We start from the raw sequence: 17,694 nt of genomic DNA on the forward strand, positions 1-17,694 counted from the left end.
ATCTTATTTTGTGAGTGTCTCTAATTCTTCTTCTGAAATATTCAGCAGTCCCGATGCTGGCAACCTGCTGGTCATTTCTTTCCAGTTTTCATCTGCAGCGAAAACTTTTTCAAATATAGGTCTGGCTTCTTCCATCCTGCCGCTGTTGGCCAGTGCTACCGCTTTCCAGTACTTCATTTCAAGGTTATCGGGAAACATTTTTTCAGCTGCTCCATATTCTTCCAGGGCTTTTTCCATGTCGTTTGCTTCCACGGCAAGGTCTCCTTTATTCATATGCTCGTAGGCACGATGAACCTTCAGAAGTCTTTCCAGTTCCTGGATTGGAGTTTCGTGATCATCTACTCGAAGATCTACTTTTTTATCTTCCCAGCTTTTATCAGTTTTTTCAGGACCTACAACAATAAGCGCGGCAGATTGTTTTCCACGAATGTCACCACCTGCCTGTTGAGCTGCCATCATCACGGCTACCACTCTTTCAGCCAGGGGAAGATGAGCATTGGAAGCATAGGCATTCGCCATCGCAGGAACCACCTTTTCATTCAGCATCATGTTTGCCTGTACAGAGAAATTATTTCCCTGAATATCTCCTGCAGCCTGAACACATTTGTCTCCGGTGTGAGCAGAAACAGTTCCTTTTACATCCAGAAATGCAACCTGGCGGAAAGCACGACCTTCATCTTCATCCACCATTTTGGCCAGGGCTATATCTGCTGGCATTCCATTTTCCATTAATTCAAGACCCTGTGGACCATAGGCCGGGTTAACAAAAGACTGAGTAGCAACCACTCCTACGCCAGATTTTCCCCAGGAAACGATCGATCCTACTGAAAACCAGTGACTTTGTACTCCAACGGCCATTTCCCCGGTAACAGTATCCCTGGCTACAATGGAAAACGTGTGCGCAAAAGCGCTTTTATCATGCCCAATATGCTGAGCCTGAGTGCTGAAGACTACTAAAGAGAAAACAGCGAATACTAATTTTTTCATACCTGTTGAACTTAAAGTCTAAAGATATAGAATAAGACTGAAAATTTTAGAAATATGTAATGCTGAAGTCAACTGCTAATTTTATAAATTCGTTTCATGGCCTCATAGTTCAATGGATAGAATAGAAGTTTCCTAAACTTTAGATCCAGGTTCGATTCCTGGTGAGGCTACAATTTTTGATCATCAGCCATTCCAGGCGAGAGGCCCACGACTCTTAAAATTTAAAGGACCATTGCTGCCTCTGGTAGTAATCAACCTAGCGAATTTTAATAATTTATATGCTCTTTTCGATGCGGAGTTCGTTTTCTGATGAATGTTAAATTGTTTATAAGTGCTTCTAAGGCAGCGTTTATGGTTCCTGCGTTATTCCATAGCTGTTTATATCATTATGATATGAGACTATGATTACCTTGTTAGCAGGAAATTATATTCGTAATTTAAAATGCCCGAAGCAGCCCTACCTGTAAACTATTTTTTAAACAGTAGTGCCCTATCTGCTACATAGTATTTTAGCTATGAAATCAAGCGTATTTTCGAATCCTCAGGACGAAATCAAAATCGACAAACAGGTCCATTATTTCTCTGTTCTAACCAAAGTTCTTTTTTTAATCGCAATTAGTCTTCTCGTGTTTCTTATTACTTCAAGTACGTATGCAGATGCTACCTTAGTAAACCAGAAACAGAATTATGAGGAATCAAACGTAAGTGGGTCGCCTAAGCTCAGTCCGCCAGCTCCTTACTAAAATAGCTATTTACTTATAGAAATCTCAGCTCAAATTTCGGGAGTAAGATTCGTATTTTTAAAAAAAAATTATGAAACGTACTCTAAAAGCACTCATTTTTGATGTAAATGAAACCCTTCTTGATCTATCCCCTTTAAAGGAAAGTATCAATACGACCCTGGGAAATGAATTTGCAGCCGAGATCTGGTTTGCTGAATTATTGCAATATTCCCTAGTAGAGACGGTCAGCGATACCTACCACGACTTTAGTGAAATAGCTCAGGAGGTTTTGAGAATGAACGCCCTGAAATATCATTTAGAACTTTCCGAAGAAGAATTACAGCAAACTTTGAAACCCATTACCAGTCTTAATGCCTATCCTGATGTGATGCCAGGTTTAAAGGATTTAAAAAGTTCTGGCTTTAAATTAATAGCTTACAGCAACGGTAAACCAGAAGTGCTCCGCAAACAATTGGAATTTGCAAAAATTGATCATTTCTTCGATCATATTGAAAGCGTTGAGTGTGCGAGGAAATACAAACCTCATCTTGATAGCTATCAGTATGTTGTGAATGTTTCCGAAGAAAAAAAGAGTGACTGCATGATGGTTGCCGCTCATGGCTGGGATATCGCAGGAGCAGGAAGGGCTGGATTACAAACGACTTTTGTACGAAGACAGGGTAAATTCCCATACCGCCTTGCGAAGGATCCGGATCTTATGGTTGAGTCAATTAAAGAACTGGCAAAAGCATTATAAAAAAAGCCACACGATAAGTGTGGCTTTAATATTATAGGTGTTGTGACTAGAAGTCAAAATTCACGGTGAAGTTCAAACGACCTCCTTCGTCTCCAACATAATATCCAATATTACCAGTAAAGGCTTTGAAAGCATTTATGAAAATGGATCCCCCAACATTAGAGTGCCATTCATCACTATCATCTTCATCTACCCAAACTCTACCGTAATCATACCCAATACTTGCTCCCATACGAATAGGGATAAAATTGGTTCTGAACTGGGCGATTCCGCTGCGAATGTCGATATTCTGGTAGAATGCATATTTACCGTTGAAACGTTCATTCCGGTAACCTCTTAGGGTGTTTCTATTACCACCACCAAGCGTTGCTGCATGATAGAACTCATACTCATCTCCAAGAATAGCCTCACCACCAATCTTTGTCGCGATCGCTGCAAATCCACTTTCGTGTAAAGGATAGTTCAAAGACAGCATTGGTCTCACATATGCGAACCTATTGTCGTACTCGTCGATGTTACTTTTATAACCAGCCGTTAGATCGAGCTCGATCCCTCTTGATGGAAATGCGACTCTGTCTTTATTATAGTAATTATAATTTACCTCTGCGCCCGCGTACAATTGTTCGTCAAAGACAACATTTGAAGGATCGAAAGTTTCAGCTACAATTCTATTAGCGTCATAAGAAACCTGTTTAGACTCGATCATCGGCTTTAAGCTAAAGAATACATTTTTATTCTTTCTATAGATTAAAGATGGTGCAAGTCTCCATTGTTCAATTCTTACCCGGTTATAATCCCTTGAAACATCATCATCGTCATATTCTGTATCGTTACCTGTTCCAAAATAGTTAATTACAAAATTGGGGCTGGAGTAATAAGCATCCAGACCAAAGTTCCATTTATAGAATATATTCGCGAATTCTCCGTAGTAACCCACATCAAAACCCTGGGTTGCGAAGTAATAATTTGCAGAAAGATTGTGTTGAGTAGTAAAAGGATTTCGCACCAGTCCGTAGGTTGTAAATGTGTTCTTTACTCCCAAACTAAATCCCTGATCTGAATTGAAATCGGCACTCGGAAAAAAGGTAAACTGGTTGCTTTTTCTCTTTTTAGGATCATAATTGTTGATATCGTAGGAATCAACAAGCATTTTGTTTGCTCCAGGAGTTTTGATCGTATTATTCTTGCTCTTGTAATCGTAGAGTTTCGCTTTTCGTTTATTCTGAAAATCATAAACATCATTCTCTTCACCACCAATAACTTTAAGCTTTACCAGGGAAGATCCATCACCTACGATCCTGAATTCATCATCGCCGTCAAGTCCATAGATCCATACCTCTTTAGTTTCGTTACTGTTGTATGTTTTTTGTGCTACCACCTTGCCATCTTCATTGGTAAGATCTATTTGAGTAATACCGTCTGGTTTACGAGTTATAAGAAAGGCGTCATCGTCCTCGGTTCCCAGGAAAATGTCAAATTTCACGAGGTAGTCATAGTATTCGCGGGCGATCTCCATCATGTTGCCACGTCTTACCTGAAGGGTGCTTTTGATGTCTTTTACATACTCATCGCTGGCAATATCTGCAGGAAGTACGTCAAAAGCTTCCTGAATAACTTCATCTGTAAGCGTTTTCTGAAGGTATTCCGCCTGCTCTTTCCAGGTTTCCCAGTTATTTTCTCTAATCACTGCTTTATCCAGTGGATATCCTGCGTGGTTGAACCATTTTGTTCTTTTTACAGTTTCAGTAAAAGGTTCCATCGCTCGAATTTGAGGGAAACCTACCCGAAGCAGGGAAAGTATAAAGCCATCGGTTTTAGAAAATACCTGGTCACGATCTTTGGCGATAGGAAGATAGCGCTTCTTACCATCTTCATCCTCAAACTCTGCCCATTCGTATTGTCCTTCATGCCTGTCCCAGTCTCCCAGGAACATATCCAGTAACCTCGCGCGTATATAGATCTCTTCATCTACATAAGCTTCTTTGGACTCCTGCATTTCCAGCAATAGATCTGAAGAGTTCAGGATATCTTTGGCGCCATCAAATATGGGTAGATCTTTATTTTCGTCTCCTATGTGTGCTTCGAACATATAGAGTTCATCTCCATATTCTTCATTGTACACGCCCAATGCTTCCTGCTTCGGCACATAATAAAGTTCAGAATTGGGATGAAAGATATCCAGTTCATCCATAAATTGTCCCGCCGGGAATGTTCCGTAGGGAAAAGCTGTGGTATAAAAATCCTGTATATAACGCTCAGCTACCGTGTTTTCCAAATAATCTTCTACGTAATGATTGGTGATCACGGTAGTTTGTAAAAACTGAAGTGCACTCTTTTTCAAAGCTCTCATGGTATATTCGTGACCATCGTCGTCTATGAACCCAAGCGATCTGGACTGGTGCCCACCACCGGCGCCCAATACTTTCATATTCCCTGGAATGGTGTCCAAATAAAGTACCGGGAATTCAAATTGTTTGCTGTACAGGGATCTGTAATGTTCTCCCCACAGAGCTTTATAGAGTCCGTCTTTATCGGTTTCTTCTTTGGTATAAACAGAAGCAGTGGTAGTTTTGCCTAACCTGGTTTCAGGCCACTCAACTTCATCTAAAGTCGGTCGTTCCCTAGCGATATCGTAGCTATAAATTTGTTCCTGACCCTGAGGAGAGACCGTAAAATATTCTACGTTCGAAGCCCCGTTTTTATAAATATTGATCTTCGCATAACCAAGGTTGTAATCCACAAAATCGCCTTCTTCTTTATCTGGTCTTGCTTTTGCGATCTCTTTGGTAACACCTGTAATGATCTGTTCGACCCCATCATCATTTACGAACTGAAGATTTCTATCTTTTCCGGAAAGGAAGATGACATCATTATACTGCCTTGCGAGGGCTTCAAGACTTCCCATTAATCTCTTTAGGTCTGGATTTCTGCTTGTTTGCGATCCAGAACCCAAGATCTTTTCAAAGAATCCTATTTTGGTTTGGGTAAGAACCGGATGATGAACTGCCACGAGCACTGTTTTTCTCTGGCTGTCTTCCAGTTCATCATTAAATTCGTCCAAGAACTGCAGTCTTGTTTTAATCTCACATTTATTATTAATATATGGATGGTCGTCCCAGTTTTCTAGATACCATTGGGAATCTATCATGATAAGCTGAACATCGTCGCTAAGACTTTCACTCTCAATAGGGCAACCATCATTAGGCCAGAAATCAGACTCAATGGTATCCTGTAAAAAAGATTCCAGGTCATCTATATTATCTGGAGCATCTTCCTGCCATTCATTGTAACCAGGGGTAAAGATTATTTTACCGTTAAAACTTTTGATCCTGTCCAGTAGATTTTTTTTCAAATCCTCTTCCACCTTCGAGCGACCATTGTCTTTATCTGGAAATCCGCCTTCTGGTACGATGTTTCCAACCAGGACGAGGCTGTTAGAATCATTTTCCTGCGAAGATCTTACGATTTGATCGAGTATCTGTGCGTTGTCTTCATTTGAACGAAGTCCGGTATTGGAGGTTACATAAACAGAGTGAATAACCTCTTTGGATGCTGTCTGTGAATTTCCGGTCCAAGTTCCCAGAATTGCCAGTAGTAAACCAAAAAATAAAGTTTTCTTGCCGGCTTGTGTGTGTAGGGTTTGTTTAGTAATTATGCTCATTAATGGTAGGAGTTTGATTGAATTCAGTATAGTAGTAAGCTATTAACCTTCAAAAAAATCTAAATAATTTAGGATGTCATAGCTCTTTATAATACTTTAACAACCACTCCTAAATATTTTACTAATTAAGGAACATCTGCTTTTGTCCAGGCCTCAATTTAAATTTAACGTGTTTGATTTTCAGCATTCAGGAATGCTAAAACTGCTTTTTATAAGCATACTGATCTGCAGTAATCTGCAAGTATCTGGGCAGGAACTGCCGCCGGTTACAAATTTTAGTCCTAACGATTATTCCGCAGGTAACCAGAACTGGATGATTTCCCAGGCGGCCAACAAGAACCTGTATTTTGCAAACAGCACAGGTCTGCTCGAATATAACGGCGAACGCTGGAGATTATACCCGGTGCCCAACAAATCCATCGTGAGATCTGTAAAGGTTGTAAAGGATAAGATTTTTACGGGTGCTTACATGGAAGCGGGATACTGGAGTCCTACGGAAACCGGAGAGCTGGTTTTCCGAAGTCTTATTAAAAAGTTTCCCGGTCTTAGGGATGGTGAACAATTCTGGGATATAGAATATATCGATGAGCAGGTTATCTTCAGAAGTTTTGCAGGTATTTATCTGTATGATCCTGAACAGGATGAAGTCAATAAAATGGAGAATCTATCGGGGATGCCAATTTCCAATATTTTTAATTTTGAAGGCGAACTTTATTTCCAGTTAGTTAATGAAGGCCTGTATAAATTTGAAAAAGGTCAGCCCAGACAGATCATCGATGGGCAACAACTGGGCGATATGGCGATCATGCATTTATACGACCAGGAGAAAGATGGTCTTTCATTTATCACCGGGAATTCAGAATTCTACAGGCTTCGCTCAGGCAAAATAAGTCCATTCAACCAGCAGTTGAGCGAGAGCATTGGCAAACCTAACGCGCTGGATGCCTTAAATCTTACAAACGGAAATCTGGTACTCGGTACAGTAGGAAGCGGAGTGCTGGAGATCGATCCTGCCGGCGAAATTATTGGCAAATTTGATCAGGATAATATCTTGCAGAATAATACCACTCTGGATTTGCACCTGGATCAATCTGGTAATGTTTGGGCGGGTCTTGATTTCGGAATAAGTATTATAGATCTGGGTTCATCCTTTAGGTCGTTTCAAGATAACCGGGGCAAGGTAGGTTCTGTATACGATTCGTTCGAAAAAAAGAATTCACTGTATCTGGGTACGAACCAGGGTTTGTATGTAAGAATGAACCCATCTGAAGATTTTCAGCTTATACCGGGAACAAACGGGCAGGTGTGGTTCCTGGAAGAGATCGATGGCAATTTGTTTTGTGGTCATAACAACGGAACATTCCTGGTGGAGGGTGCGACTGCTACTAAAATCAGTGAGCGCCTGGGAACCTGGATCGTGAAGAAGTACAGGGATGATATTTACATTCAGGGCCATTATAATGGAATCAGTTTCCTGAGAAAAGAGCAGTCAGGTTTTAAGGATCTGCCTATGCTGGAAAATTTTCCGCATTCCTCTAAAAGCATCGTGGTTGCTGATGATCTTAGCATATGGATTGGCAACGAGCATAAAGGAGTTTTTAACCTTCAGCTAAATGAGTCTTTAAACAAAGTGTCTAATACAAACAATTATAAATTCGAAGAGGAGTCTGGTATTACATCTGGAGTATTTCAGTTTAATGATCATTTGTATTACAGTAGCCTGAGCAGCATTTTTAAATTTAATGAGGAAGCTGATGGCTTTGAGCAGGATAACGCATTAAATAAACTGGTAAGTGATCTAAACAGGGTTTCCGGCCGAATGATCGTGGAACAGGATGATAAGCTATGGGGCTTTTCCGAAGAAGGAACCTTTTCTATAGAACCTGAGGGAATCGGCAGTGATTATAAGCTTGAATATATTTTTATCGACCAGGATTATCGAAATATTGCGGTGGGTTACGAGAATATCACTAAACTAGATAACCGCAGGTATTTACTGGGTGTGGCGAATGGATATATAAGTTTCGACGCTTCAGCAACCGATCCTGATTTTGAGGACTTTGAGATAAGTATCGACCGTATTACCGCCAGTTCTGTGGACTCTCTCGGAGTTTCCCTTGATTCTACGGAAGAGATCGTGCTTCCATTCCAGCGAAATAATCTGAATTTTGAGTTTAGCGCTCCGGTTTTCAAAAAGTATACGAAAGCGAAATACAGTTACCGGTTGACGGGTCTTTCCTCCAACTGGAGTAACTGGAACGAGGCGCACGAAGTCTCTTATGAAAACCTGAATTTTGGTGATTATACATTTGAAGTGAAGGCGAAGGTTGGTAATTTTGAGACAGCACCTGCGTCCATAACATTTAAAGTAGAAAGGCCTTTGTTTCTGAGTGCGGCGGCTATTATTTTCTATATAGTGATATTTCTTCTATTGCTATATGCAGTTCATTTGATGAATAGAAGACATCACCGCAAGAATTTAGCTGAAAATGAGCGGGCTCTTAAGCTGAAGAATCTGGAGGCCGAAAAAGAGATCATAAAACTGCAAAATGAGAAGCTGGAACAGGACATGGCGGGAAAGAACCGTGAGCTTGCGGTAACGACCATGAGCCTTATCAAGAAGAACGAATTTCTTACCAAGGTAAAGGATGAGTTAAAAGAATACGAAAAGACGGGTAAAGTTCAATCTGTGATCAAAACTATAGACAAGAATATTAGTGAAGAGGACAACTGGAAATTCTTTAAAAAGGCTTTTAGCAATGCCGACAAGGATTTCTTTAAAAAGATTAAATCCAGACACCCGGAACTTACCTCCAACGATCTCAAACTTTGTGCTTATTTGAGATTGAATCTTAGCTCTAAAGAAATTGCTCCACTACTAAATATTTCTGTGAAAAGTGTGGAAATTAAACGATATCGTTTGCGTAAAAAGATGAATCTTGATCGCGAAACAAATTTGACAGAGTATATTCTATCTCTATAACCTTTACAACTATATAAAATAACTCTACATTACCTCTACATTGCGCTAAGTCTCTAAAATTTAACACATTGCTTGAAAAATAAAAGGTTGGCTTAAATAACCCTTATTTGTTGTTATTTCTGAAATTTACGGGCTTGAAAATTACGGAAACCTCAATTGTAGATATTTTGTAAAGGTTGAAAATCCTCCATACGCACCTCATGTTAATATATTGTAAAAGCAAATTTAATTTTAAAACACATGAGGAAATTTACCTGTCTTTTGATTGTATTTCTAAGCGGGTTTTTCGGTGCTTACGCGCAATCGTTTTCGGTTAACGGAACGATCACCGATGAGAACAAAATGCCTTTACTGGGGGTAAATGTTATCGTTAAAAATCAATCAAGAGGTACAACTACCGATTTTGATGGAAACTATACGGTACAAGATATCTCCTCTGGAGATGTACTTCAGTTCAGTTATTTAGGTTTTCAAACCCAGGAAATCACAGTAAATGATCAGCAAACGATCAATGTAACGCTTCAAACAGATTCCGAAGCATTAAATGAAGTAGTAGTGATTGGGTATGGAACTCAATCCAGAAAGGAAATTACCGGTGCGGTAAGTGTAGTGGGTTCTGAGACAATTGAAGATTTGAATCCCGCGCGTGTGGAACAGGCCCTGCAGGGTAGAGTAGCGGGTGTAAATATTACCTCTACTTCAGGTTCCCCAGGGAGTGCTTCCACAATTAACATTCGAGGAATTAGTACTAATGGAGATAACCGTCCATTAATACTTGTTGATGGGAACGTGATCGAAGATCTAAGTGTCATTAACCCTAATGATATTGAAAGCATTAATGTACTGAAAGATGCAACTGCCGGTATTTATGGAGTTAGAGCTGCCAACGGGGTGATCCTTATTACCACGAAAACCGGTTCCTATAATGCAGAGCTTCAGGTTGAATTTGATGCCTATACTGGTGTACAGGAAACCACGCGAAGGTTGCCAACCCTGAATGCTACAGAGTACGCGGTGATCGTAAACGAGGCATATGCGGCCAATGGACAAAACCCTCCGTATCCAAATTACAGAAACCTTGGAGAAGGAACAGATTATCAGGATGAGGTGTTTACCACGGCACCAATGTCTGATATGAACCTGAATATTTCTGGGGGTGGCGATCGTTCAAAATATTCATTTGGAGCTTCCTACTTTAACCAGGATGGTATTGTTGGTGGAAGCAAGTCCAATTATGATCGTTTTACAGGACGGGTTAACTACAACCTTGAGATTATAGACAATCTTAAAATTAACCTTTCCGGGATCTATACGAACAGCAACCGTAAAACTTTAGCTGAAAATGCTCTGGGGTCTGTACTTTTTAACGCGGTGAACATGAATCCTAATATTCCGGTTCGTGATGCAAATGGAAATTTCTCGCTGGCTGAAGGTTTAGGAAACGAGGTGATCAACCCGCTGGCACAAATCAATGATGCTTATAATGATACACGTGTTGATAAGATTAGTGGTGTAGGTGGACTTGAATATACAATATGGGATAAATTAACCGCGAAGACTCAATTCCAGTTCAACTATTCTGAAGTGGATGGAAGATATTTCTCACCGGAGGTTTTTTATGGATCAGGAAAGGTTTTCAACGTAGACCGTAACAATGTTACCGAGAATTTTGAGATCTACAGGGATTATACCTGGGATAACTTCCTAACCTACAATGATAGTTTTGGTGATCATAATTTGAAGTGGTTACTGGGAATGTCTGTTTTCAAAACCACTGGAGACCTGGCTTCCCTTACAGGATTTGAACTTCCTACCAATGAATATGGTTTGGCAAGAGTTTCCAATGCTGCTGAAGTGGTAGACAATTATCAAAATGGCGGAGATACTTTTGATACCCGATTATTATCTTACTTCACGCGAGTGCAATATGATTACGAAGGGAAGTACCTGTTCTCCGGCCTGATTAGACGTGATGGTTCTACTGCTTTTGGTCCAGAGAACAAATTTGGATGGTTCCCGTCTGCTTCCGTAGGATGGGTAATTTCAGATGAGGATTTTATCAATGACAATGGCGCGTTGAGCTTTCTAAAATTGAGAGGTAGTTACGGTATTATTGGAAACGATAGAATTCCGGCTTTTAGATATGCTTCTTTACTAAATGGTGAAGGTGCTTATGTATTTGATGATGAAATCATCTTCGGAAAAGCTAGTGGAGCTCTAGGAAACCCTGAAATTAAATGGGAAAAACAGAAGACACTTGATATTGGACTTGACGCGAGATTCTTTAATTCCAGTGTTGATGTTACGATCGATTACTTTAAAAAGAAAACCGAAGACCTTCTTGTAATTCCGCAGGTATCAGGAATTTTAGGAGTTGCGGCTCCAGGATCTTCTGCGCCTTTCGTAAATGGTGGTGGAGTAGAGAACGAAGGACTTGAATTTTCTATTGGCTATAACCAGGTGGTGAACGATAACTTTAAATTCAACCTGAACTACAATCTTACAGCTCTTAGGAATGAAGTACTTTATGTAAACAGTGAAAGTGGATTTATTCCTGGAGGAGTTTTTGGAGTAGGACAGGAGCCACCGTCCAGAATGGAACCAGGAAAACCAATCGGTTATTTCTATGGTTTGGAAACTAATGGAATTTTCCAGACACAGGCAGAAATTGATGCTGCTCCACAACAGGCCAATGCGGCACCTGGAGATATTCGTTTCGTAGATCAAAATGGGGACGGAGTTATTAACAGTGATGACAGAACAGATATTGGAGATCCAATTCCAGACCTTACCATGGGTGCCAATATCGGATTTACCTTCAAAAACTGGGATTTCAACGCTTATGCCTTTGCTTCTTTAGGAAATGAGATCGTAAGAAACTTCGAGAGAAATCAGCCTAATACGAACAGGACCAATGCATTTCTAGGTAGATGGACGGGACCGGGAACTACAGATAGTTTCCCACGAGTGACCGTTGGTGCTACCGGAAATAACCAGTTCTCAGATTTCTTCGTGGAAGATGGTTCATATTTGAGACTTCAGAATGTACAGCTAGGTTATACACTGGATTCAGATCTTATCGCCAATACAGGGGTAGAAAAATTTAGAGTATACGCTTCAGTAAATAACGCCTTCACTCTTACAGAATACAGCGGGTATGATCCTTCTGCTTCAAACGGAGCACCTATTGGTGGAGGAATCGATCAGGGATTCTATCCGGTACCAAGAATTTATATGTTAGGAATTAATATGAAATTTTAATTAGATGAGAACGAAATTATATACAATCAATTGGATTTTCGCCTTTGCACTGCTGGCGCTGTCCGGATGTAGCGATGACTTCGTGGATGTAGACAGCCAGGATGAGAATTCTGAAGATTTCTTTAATACACCCGAGGATTATGATCTAGCACTGGTAGGAGCATATGATCTGCTCCAGTCCACATATCTTAATGTAATGCTTGGCGAGATCGCTTCAGATAACACATTGGCAGGTGGAGAAAGTGCGAATGATGTTCCTGGAATACAGGAAATAGACAATATGGAGCATACTCCGGTAAACCAGCAATTAAGAGATATCTGGAGCTGGATGTTCGCCGGTGTGAACAGAGCGAATTATGTACTGGAATATCAGGAAGCACTGGATTTTGAAGGCAAAACTGAAATTATTGCCCAGGCTAGATTTCTAAGAGCGTATTACTACTTCGAACTGGTAAAATGGTTTGGAGATGTGCCATTGGCAGTAGATAGCAGAATTCAGTTTGGAGAGCAATTTGATATTCCCAGAACTCCAAAGGCTGAAGTTTATGCGCAGATCGAGCAGGATCTTATGTTCGCAGCAGCAAATCTTCCAGCGGTACAGCAGGTAAAAGGTCGTATAACTTCAGGAGCAGCCCAGGCATTGCTTGGAAAAGCTTATTTGTTTCAGAATAAATTTGCTGAAGCAGCTACTGCTTTCGAACCTGTAATTAGTGGACCTTATTCCCTCGTGCAGGATTATAACTTCATATTTGAGCCAGAAGGTGAGAATAATTCAGAGTCAATTTTTGAAGTTCAGTATACAGATGAAGAAGGTGCTGGTTTTGGATGCCTTCAGTGTTCAGAAGGAAATGTTGCGGTAGGATTCAATGGGGTTAGAAACATATCTTATCCAAACCCTGATAATGCAGTTTTCGATTCTGGTTTCAGCTTTAATGTTCCTGTACAGGAAGTGGTTGATCAATTCTCAGACGATGACCTTCGTAAAGAGGTGGCGATCCTTGATATCGAGGCACATGCTGCTGCAACTGGAGCAAGCTATGCGACAGGATATGAGCACACAGGATATTTCAACAGAAAATATATCGCGAGAGCGGGTGATTTGAATACCGGTGATCAAAACCTTACAAACCCGAACAATTACCGCGCTATCCGTCTGGCAGATGTGTTGTTGATGGCTGCGGAAGCGAATTTCCAATCTGGAAATGAAGACCGTGCCAGGACTTACCTAAATCAAGTAAGGAACAGAGCCGGACTGGAAGATGTTTCATTTTCAGGAAATAACCTGATCAACCAGATCTACGAAGACCGCAGATTGGAACTTGTAGGTGAAGGACATCGCTTTTTCGACCTGGTGAGAACAGGAAGAGCAGCAGATGAAATTGACGGTTTCATTACCGGAAAACATGAATTATTCCCTATCCCGGCGATCGAAATCGAGCTTGCCGGTAACAACTGGGAGCAAAATCCAGGATACTAAATACTACCATTAAAACGAATAAAAATGAAAATATTCAAAATTTTAGCAATGCTTACCATCTCGCTTCTGCTTTTTACAGGATGTGAAGATGATGAAATTACGAACTACGCATTCCAGGAAATCTCTGCTCCAACAGATGTTACAGCAGATTTTGATATTAGCCAGGATGATACCGGTACGGTTACTATTACTCCAAGCGGAGAAGGTGCTCAGACTTTTCAAATTGATCTTGGAAATGGTGAGACTACAGAAATCGCAAATGGTGAGTCGGTAACTACCGTTTATGATGAAGGAGAATATATGGTAGAGATCGTGGCTGTTGGTTCAACAGGGTTGACCAGCGAATATAATCAAATGCTGAATATCTCGTTCAAAGCTCCTGAAAATTTAGTGATCAATGTAGATCAACCTGCAACCGATCCAAAAACGATTACAGTTTCTGCAACTGCAGATAATGCAACTATATTCGATGTGTATTTTGGAGATATGGATGATGAAGAGCCTACACAACTTATGCCTGGAGAATCTATTCAGCATACTTACGAACCTGGAGTATATGAATTAACTGTTATTGCGCGTGGAGCTGGTGCAGCTACTTTGGAAGAAGATGAGATCATCATTGTTCCGGAAGCTACAGATCCTTTAAAGCTACCTATAACTTTTGATATGGGAACAGTAAACTATGCTGCAGGAACATTCAATGGTACCAGTTATGAAGTTGTGGTCAATCCTGACCTTTCAGGTGCAAATACTTCAGAAACTAATGTTGCTGCGGTAACGAACTCTGGAGCCCAGTTCGAGGGTATTGCCTATACACTTGGTGAACCGGTAGATTTTAGTGGAGATTCTAAAACTATTACCATGAAGGTTTGGTCTGATGTTGCTTTACCGGTGCTTCTGAAATTTGAAGGTGGTGTTAATGGTGAAAGGCAAACGGAAGTTTCTGCAGATCACGGTGGTACAGGATGGGAAGTATTGAGTTTCGATTTTGCTACAGACGCGATTAAAAGTTTTATCGATGGATCTCAAGGTGTTGGTGAACCATTTGTTCCAACTGGTCAATATTCAACAATTGTAATTTTCATTGACGGTCCTGGTACTACCGCTGGTACTTTTTATATCGATGATATCAAAAAAGGAGAAGAAGCTCAGAAAGATCCAACTGTAGCACCTAATGCACCCACAGCAGCCCAGGAAAATGTATTCTCTATTTTTAGTGACACTTATACAGATCCAGCGAACGTTAATTATTTCCCGAACTGGGGTCAGTCTACTACTTACGAGATGATCTCTTTGGATGGTGATAATGTCATCAAATATGCAAATGCCAACTATCAGGGTATCGATATTGGAGAAAGTGTGGATGCTACGGCTTATGAATTTGTAAATATTGATGTTTGGTCTGGAGATTATACTTCCATTCCGTTCTTTTTAATCAGCTCTACAGGTGAGAGATCGGTTAACCTGGAAGTAGCTCCTAATCAATGGAACTCAATTCAAATTCCTTTGACAGAATTTACAAGTCAGGATCTGGATATTAGTGATGTATTTCAATTCAAGTTTGATGTACAGCCAGATAATGGAGGAAGCTTCTATATAGATAACCTGTATTTTTCTAATGAAGTACTCGTACCACCAACAGAACCAGTTTCTGTAGCAGCAACACCTACAGAACCTGAAGCAAACGTAATTTCATTATTCAGCGATGCCTATACAAATGTATCTGTAGATACCTGGAGAACAGACTGGTCTGACGCTGCTTATTCTGAAACTACGATAGAAGGAAATGATGTAAAATTATATGACCAGCTTAATTTTGTGGGAATTGAAACGGTTGCGAATCAGGTGGATGCTTCAGCAATGACTCACTTTCATGTAGATTACTGGACTGGAAATGCTACTGCATTCAGGGTTAAACTGGTTGATTTTGGTCCTGATGCCGCATTTGGTGGTGGAGATGATACAGAACACGAGATAGAGTTTGCAGTAACTCCGTATACCTGGGTTAGTCTTGATATTCCACTTTCAGATTTCACAGGTTTAAATAATACATCCAATATTGCACAATACATATTCTCTGCAAACCCAACGGCTGAAGCTACTGTGTACATAGATAATGTGTATTTCCACAATTAGAAAAAAATTAAAACTATGAAATATATTAAATTAATAAGCTTCCTGTTAGCAACTCTTTTTATGCTGAGTTGCCAGGAAGATGATCTTACCCTTGATACGATTGTAGTTCCTACAGATCTTCAGGTGAGCACCAATATTAGTGATGACGGCTCTGGGATGGTAGAATTTAATGCTACTGCCAACGATGCGATCACTTATGAATATAATTTCAGTGATGGTTCCTCAGCTGTTGCTCCCAGCGGAACTTATACCAAACGTTTTACAAGAACCGGGCTTAATACCTACCTGGTAACAGTTGTAGCCTATGGTAAAGGCGGTGTAAGCAGTTCTATGTCCCTGGAAGTTGAGGTTGAAAGTGACTTCAATGATCCTGAAACCAAACAGTTCCTTACTGGTGGAAGTTCTAAAACCTGGTATGTGGCAGCTGTGGAAGCGGGTCATCTTGGTGTAGGACCAAACTTTGTTGCAGATGGTGTGGCAAGTGCTTTTCCAGAATATTACCAGGCAGCGCCTTTTGAAAAAGCTGGTGATGAAATATCTTCATGTTTTTATACCGATGAGCTTACTTTTACTGAAAGTGGCGAAAATATTACCTACAACCAGGATAATATGGGTCAAACATTCTTTAACGTGGATTACGTTGCTGAATTTGGCGGTGGCGGTGGCCAGGATGAATGTATCGATTATGAAACTTCTGGCGAGAAATCGGTTACCCTTGCTCCTGCTGAAAATGGAGTACCTGCAGATGCAACGACCGGAACCGAAATTCAGCTTGGTGGCGGTGGTTTTATGAGCTACTATATTGGTACAAGCAATTACGAGGTACTTAGTATAACTGAAAATACGATGTATGTAAGAGCAATTCCAGGAAGCAACCCAGACCTGGCATGGTATTTAAAATTCACCACTACTCCATTTGAGCAGCAACAGGCTGGTGCAGGCGGAGAAGAAGAGGAAGAGGAAGAGGAAGAAGCATTTGTTTCTCAATTTGATGAACTGTTCTGGAGTGATGAGTTCGATGGAGATGCGCTGGATACCAGTATCTGGAACTACGAGACAGGAAATGGAACCAATGGCTGGGGTAACGGAGAAGTACAGTATTATACTGAAGATAATGTATCTGTAGCCAACGGAAGTCTTGTGATTACTGCCAGAAGAGAAGCTGAAAGCGGATTCGATTTCACTTCAGCCAGAATTACTACGATGGATAAGTTTGAAGTGACTTACGGTAGAGTAGAAGCTCGTGCCAAGATGCCTGAAGGTGGTGGAACATGGCCGGCGATCTGGATGCTTGGAGCCGATTTTGATGTGGTTGGATGGCCTGCAACAGGTGAGATCGACATCATGGAATTTGTAGGAAACAAACCAAATGAAGTTTCTTCAGCATTGCATTTCCCTGGAAATTCAGGAGGGAATGCAATTTTCGAAGCAACCGATATTGAAAATGCATCTACAGAGTGGCATACATATGCTGTAGAATGGACTGCAGATAAAATCACGTTTCTGGTAGACAACCAGGTGAACTTTTCTTACGACAATGCCTCTTCCCTGCCTTTCAACAAGGATTTCTTCCTGATCATGAATGTGGCAATGGGTGGCGCACTTGGCGGTAATATTCCGGCAGAATTTAGCGAAGCTTCTATGGAAGTGGATTACATCAGAGTATATAAATAGTTTGTTTAGCTAACAACTCCCGGGATCTTTCAGGTT

9 protein-coding genes and 1 tRNA gene are annotated in these 17,694 nt (G+C 40.6%); 8 read left to right on the forward strand and 2 right to left on the reverse strand.

The genetic code is table 11. From position 1 onward, the window contains the following. Window positions 1–3: 3 nt before the first annotated feature. Window positions 4–987, reverse strand: coding sequence for a DUF1028 domain-containing protein (locus G529_RS0101545; protein ID WP_026913850.1), 984 nt, complete (start codon window positions 985–987; stop codon window positions 4–6). Between the two features lie 98 nt (window positions 988–1,085). On the opposite strand from G529_RS0101545, the gene G529_RS0101550 reads away from it, so the two are divergent. The 3 genes from G529_RS0101550 to G529_RS0101560 all read left to right on the forward strand — a co-directional run bounded on the left by G529_RS0101550 (window position 1,086) and on the right by G529_RS0101560 (window position 2,466). Then, window positions 1,086–1,157, forward strand: a tRNA-Arg gene (locus G529_RS0101550). 345 nt (window positions 1,158–1,502) lie between these two features. Beyond that, the gene (locus tag G529_RS0101555) at window positions 1,503–1,730 is read left to right on the forward strand and encodes a hypothetical protein (protein WP_026913851.1); all 228 of its coding nucleotides are present in this window, start codon (window positions 1,503–1,505) and stop codon (window positions 1,728–1,730) included. Between the two features lie 70 nt (window positions 1,731–1,800). Beyond that, the gene (locus tag G529_RS0101560; protein WP_026913852.1) at window positions 1,801–2,466 is read left to right on the forward strand and encodes a haloacid dehalogenase type II; all 666 of its coding nucleotides are present in this window, start codon (window positions 1,801–1,803) and stop codon (window positions 2,464–2,466) included. A gap of 46 nt (window positions 2,467–2,512) precedes the next feature. Here the strand turns inward: G529_RS0101560 and G529_RS0101565 are convergent, their stop codons facing one another. Then, the gene (locus G529_RS0101565) at window positions 2,513–6,127 is read right to left on the reverse strand and encodes a bifunctional metallophosphoesterase/BamA family protein (protein ID WP_026913853.1); all 3,615 of its coding nucleotides are present in this window, start codon (window positions 6,125–6,127) and stop codon (window positions 2,513–2,515) included. A gap of 193 nt (window positions 6,128–6,320) precedes the next feature. On the opposite strand from G529_RS0101565, the gene G529_RS0101570 reads away from it, so the two are divergent. The 5 genes from G529_RS0101570 (at window position 6,321) to G529_RS0101590 (ending at window position 17,658) form a co-directional block, all read left to right on the forward strand. Further along, window positions 6,321–9,110: a helix-turn-helix and ligand-binding sensor domain-containing protein gene (locus G529_RS0101570; RefSeq protein WP_026913854.1), complete on the forward strand. Its 2,790-nt coding sequence runs from the start codon at window positions 6,321–6,323 to the stop codon at window positions 9,108–9,110. A gap of 240 nt (window positions 9,111–9,350) precedes the next feature. Beyond that, window positions 9,351–12,371 (forward strand): SusC/RagA family TonB-linked outer membrane protein, encoded by a 3,021-nt coding sequence (locus G529_RS0101575; protein ID WP_026913855.1) that lies wholly within the window; start codon window positions 9,351–9,353, stop codon window positions 12,369–12,371. A 4-nt stretch (window positions 12,372–12,375) separates the two neighbouring features. Then, window positions 12,376–13,848, forward strand: coding sequence for a RagB/SusD family nutrient uptake outer membrane protein (locus tag G529_RS0101580; protein WP_026913856.1), 1,473 nt, complete (start codon window positions 12,376–12,378; stop codon window positions 13,846–13,848). Window positions 13,849–13,872: 24 nt separating this feature from the next. Then, window positions 13,873–15,984, forward strand: coding sequence for a hypothetical protein (locus tag G529_RS16080; protein ID WP_157514515.1), 2,112 nt, complete (start codon window positions 13,873–13,875; stop codon window positions 15,982–15,984). A 15-nt stretch (window positions 15,985–15,999) separates the two neighbouring features. Next, a complete protein-coding gene (locus G529_RS0101590; protein WP_035695385.1) occupies window positions 16,000–17,658 on the forward strand; it encodes a family 16 glycosylhydrolase in 1,659 nt (552 codons plus the stop codon). The last annotated feature ends 36 nt before the right edge of the window (window positions 17,659–17,694 follow it).

This window comes from Christiangramia portivictoriae DSM 23547 (assembly GCF_000423045.1).
Classification (GTDB): Bacteria; Bacteroidota; Bacteroidia; order Flavobacteriales; family Flavobacteriaceae; genus Christiangramia; species Christiangramia portivictoriae.

What these genes read in the sequence shown, in the direction of transcription:
- G529_RS0101545 (WP_026913850.1), bottom strand. Translation starts at nt 987, where the DNA reads ATGAAAAAATTAGTATTCGCTGTTTTCTCTTTAGTAGTCTTCAGCACT.
- G529_RS0101555 (WP_026913851.1), top strand. Translation starts at nt 1,503, where the DNA reads ATGAAATCAAGCGTATTTTCGAATCCTCAGGACGAAATCAAAATCGAC.
- G529_RS0101560 (WP_026913852.1), top strand. Translation starts at nt 1,801, where the DNA reads ATGAAACGTACTCTAAAAGCACTCATTTTTGATGTAAATGAAACCCTT.
- G529_RS0101565 (WP_026913853.1), bottom strand. Translation starts at nt 6,127, where the DNA reads ATGAGCATAATTACTAAACAAACCCTACACACACAAGCCGGCAAGAAA.
- G529_RS0101570 (WP_026913854.1), top strand. Translation starts at nt 6,321, where the DNA reads ATGCTAAAACTGCTTTTTATAAGCATACTGATCTGCAGTAATCTGCAA.
- G529_RS0101575 (WP_026913855.1), top strand. Translation starts at nt 9,351, where the DNA reads ATGAGGAAATTTACCTGTCTTTTGATTGTATTTCTAAGCGGGTTTTTC.
- G529_RS0101580 (WP_026913856.1), top strand. Translation starts at nt 12,376, where the DNA reads ATGAGAACGAAATTATATACAATCAATTGGATTTTCGCCTTTGCACTG.
- G529_RS16080 (WP_157514515.1), top strand. Translation starts at nt 13,873, where the DNA reads ATGAAAATATTCAAAATTTTAGCAATGCTTACCATCTCGCTTCTGCTT.
- G529_RS0101590 (WP_035695385.1), top strand. Translation starts at nt 16,000, where the DNA reads ATGAAATATATTAAATTAATAAGCTTCCTGTTAGCAACTCTTTTTATG.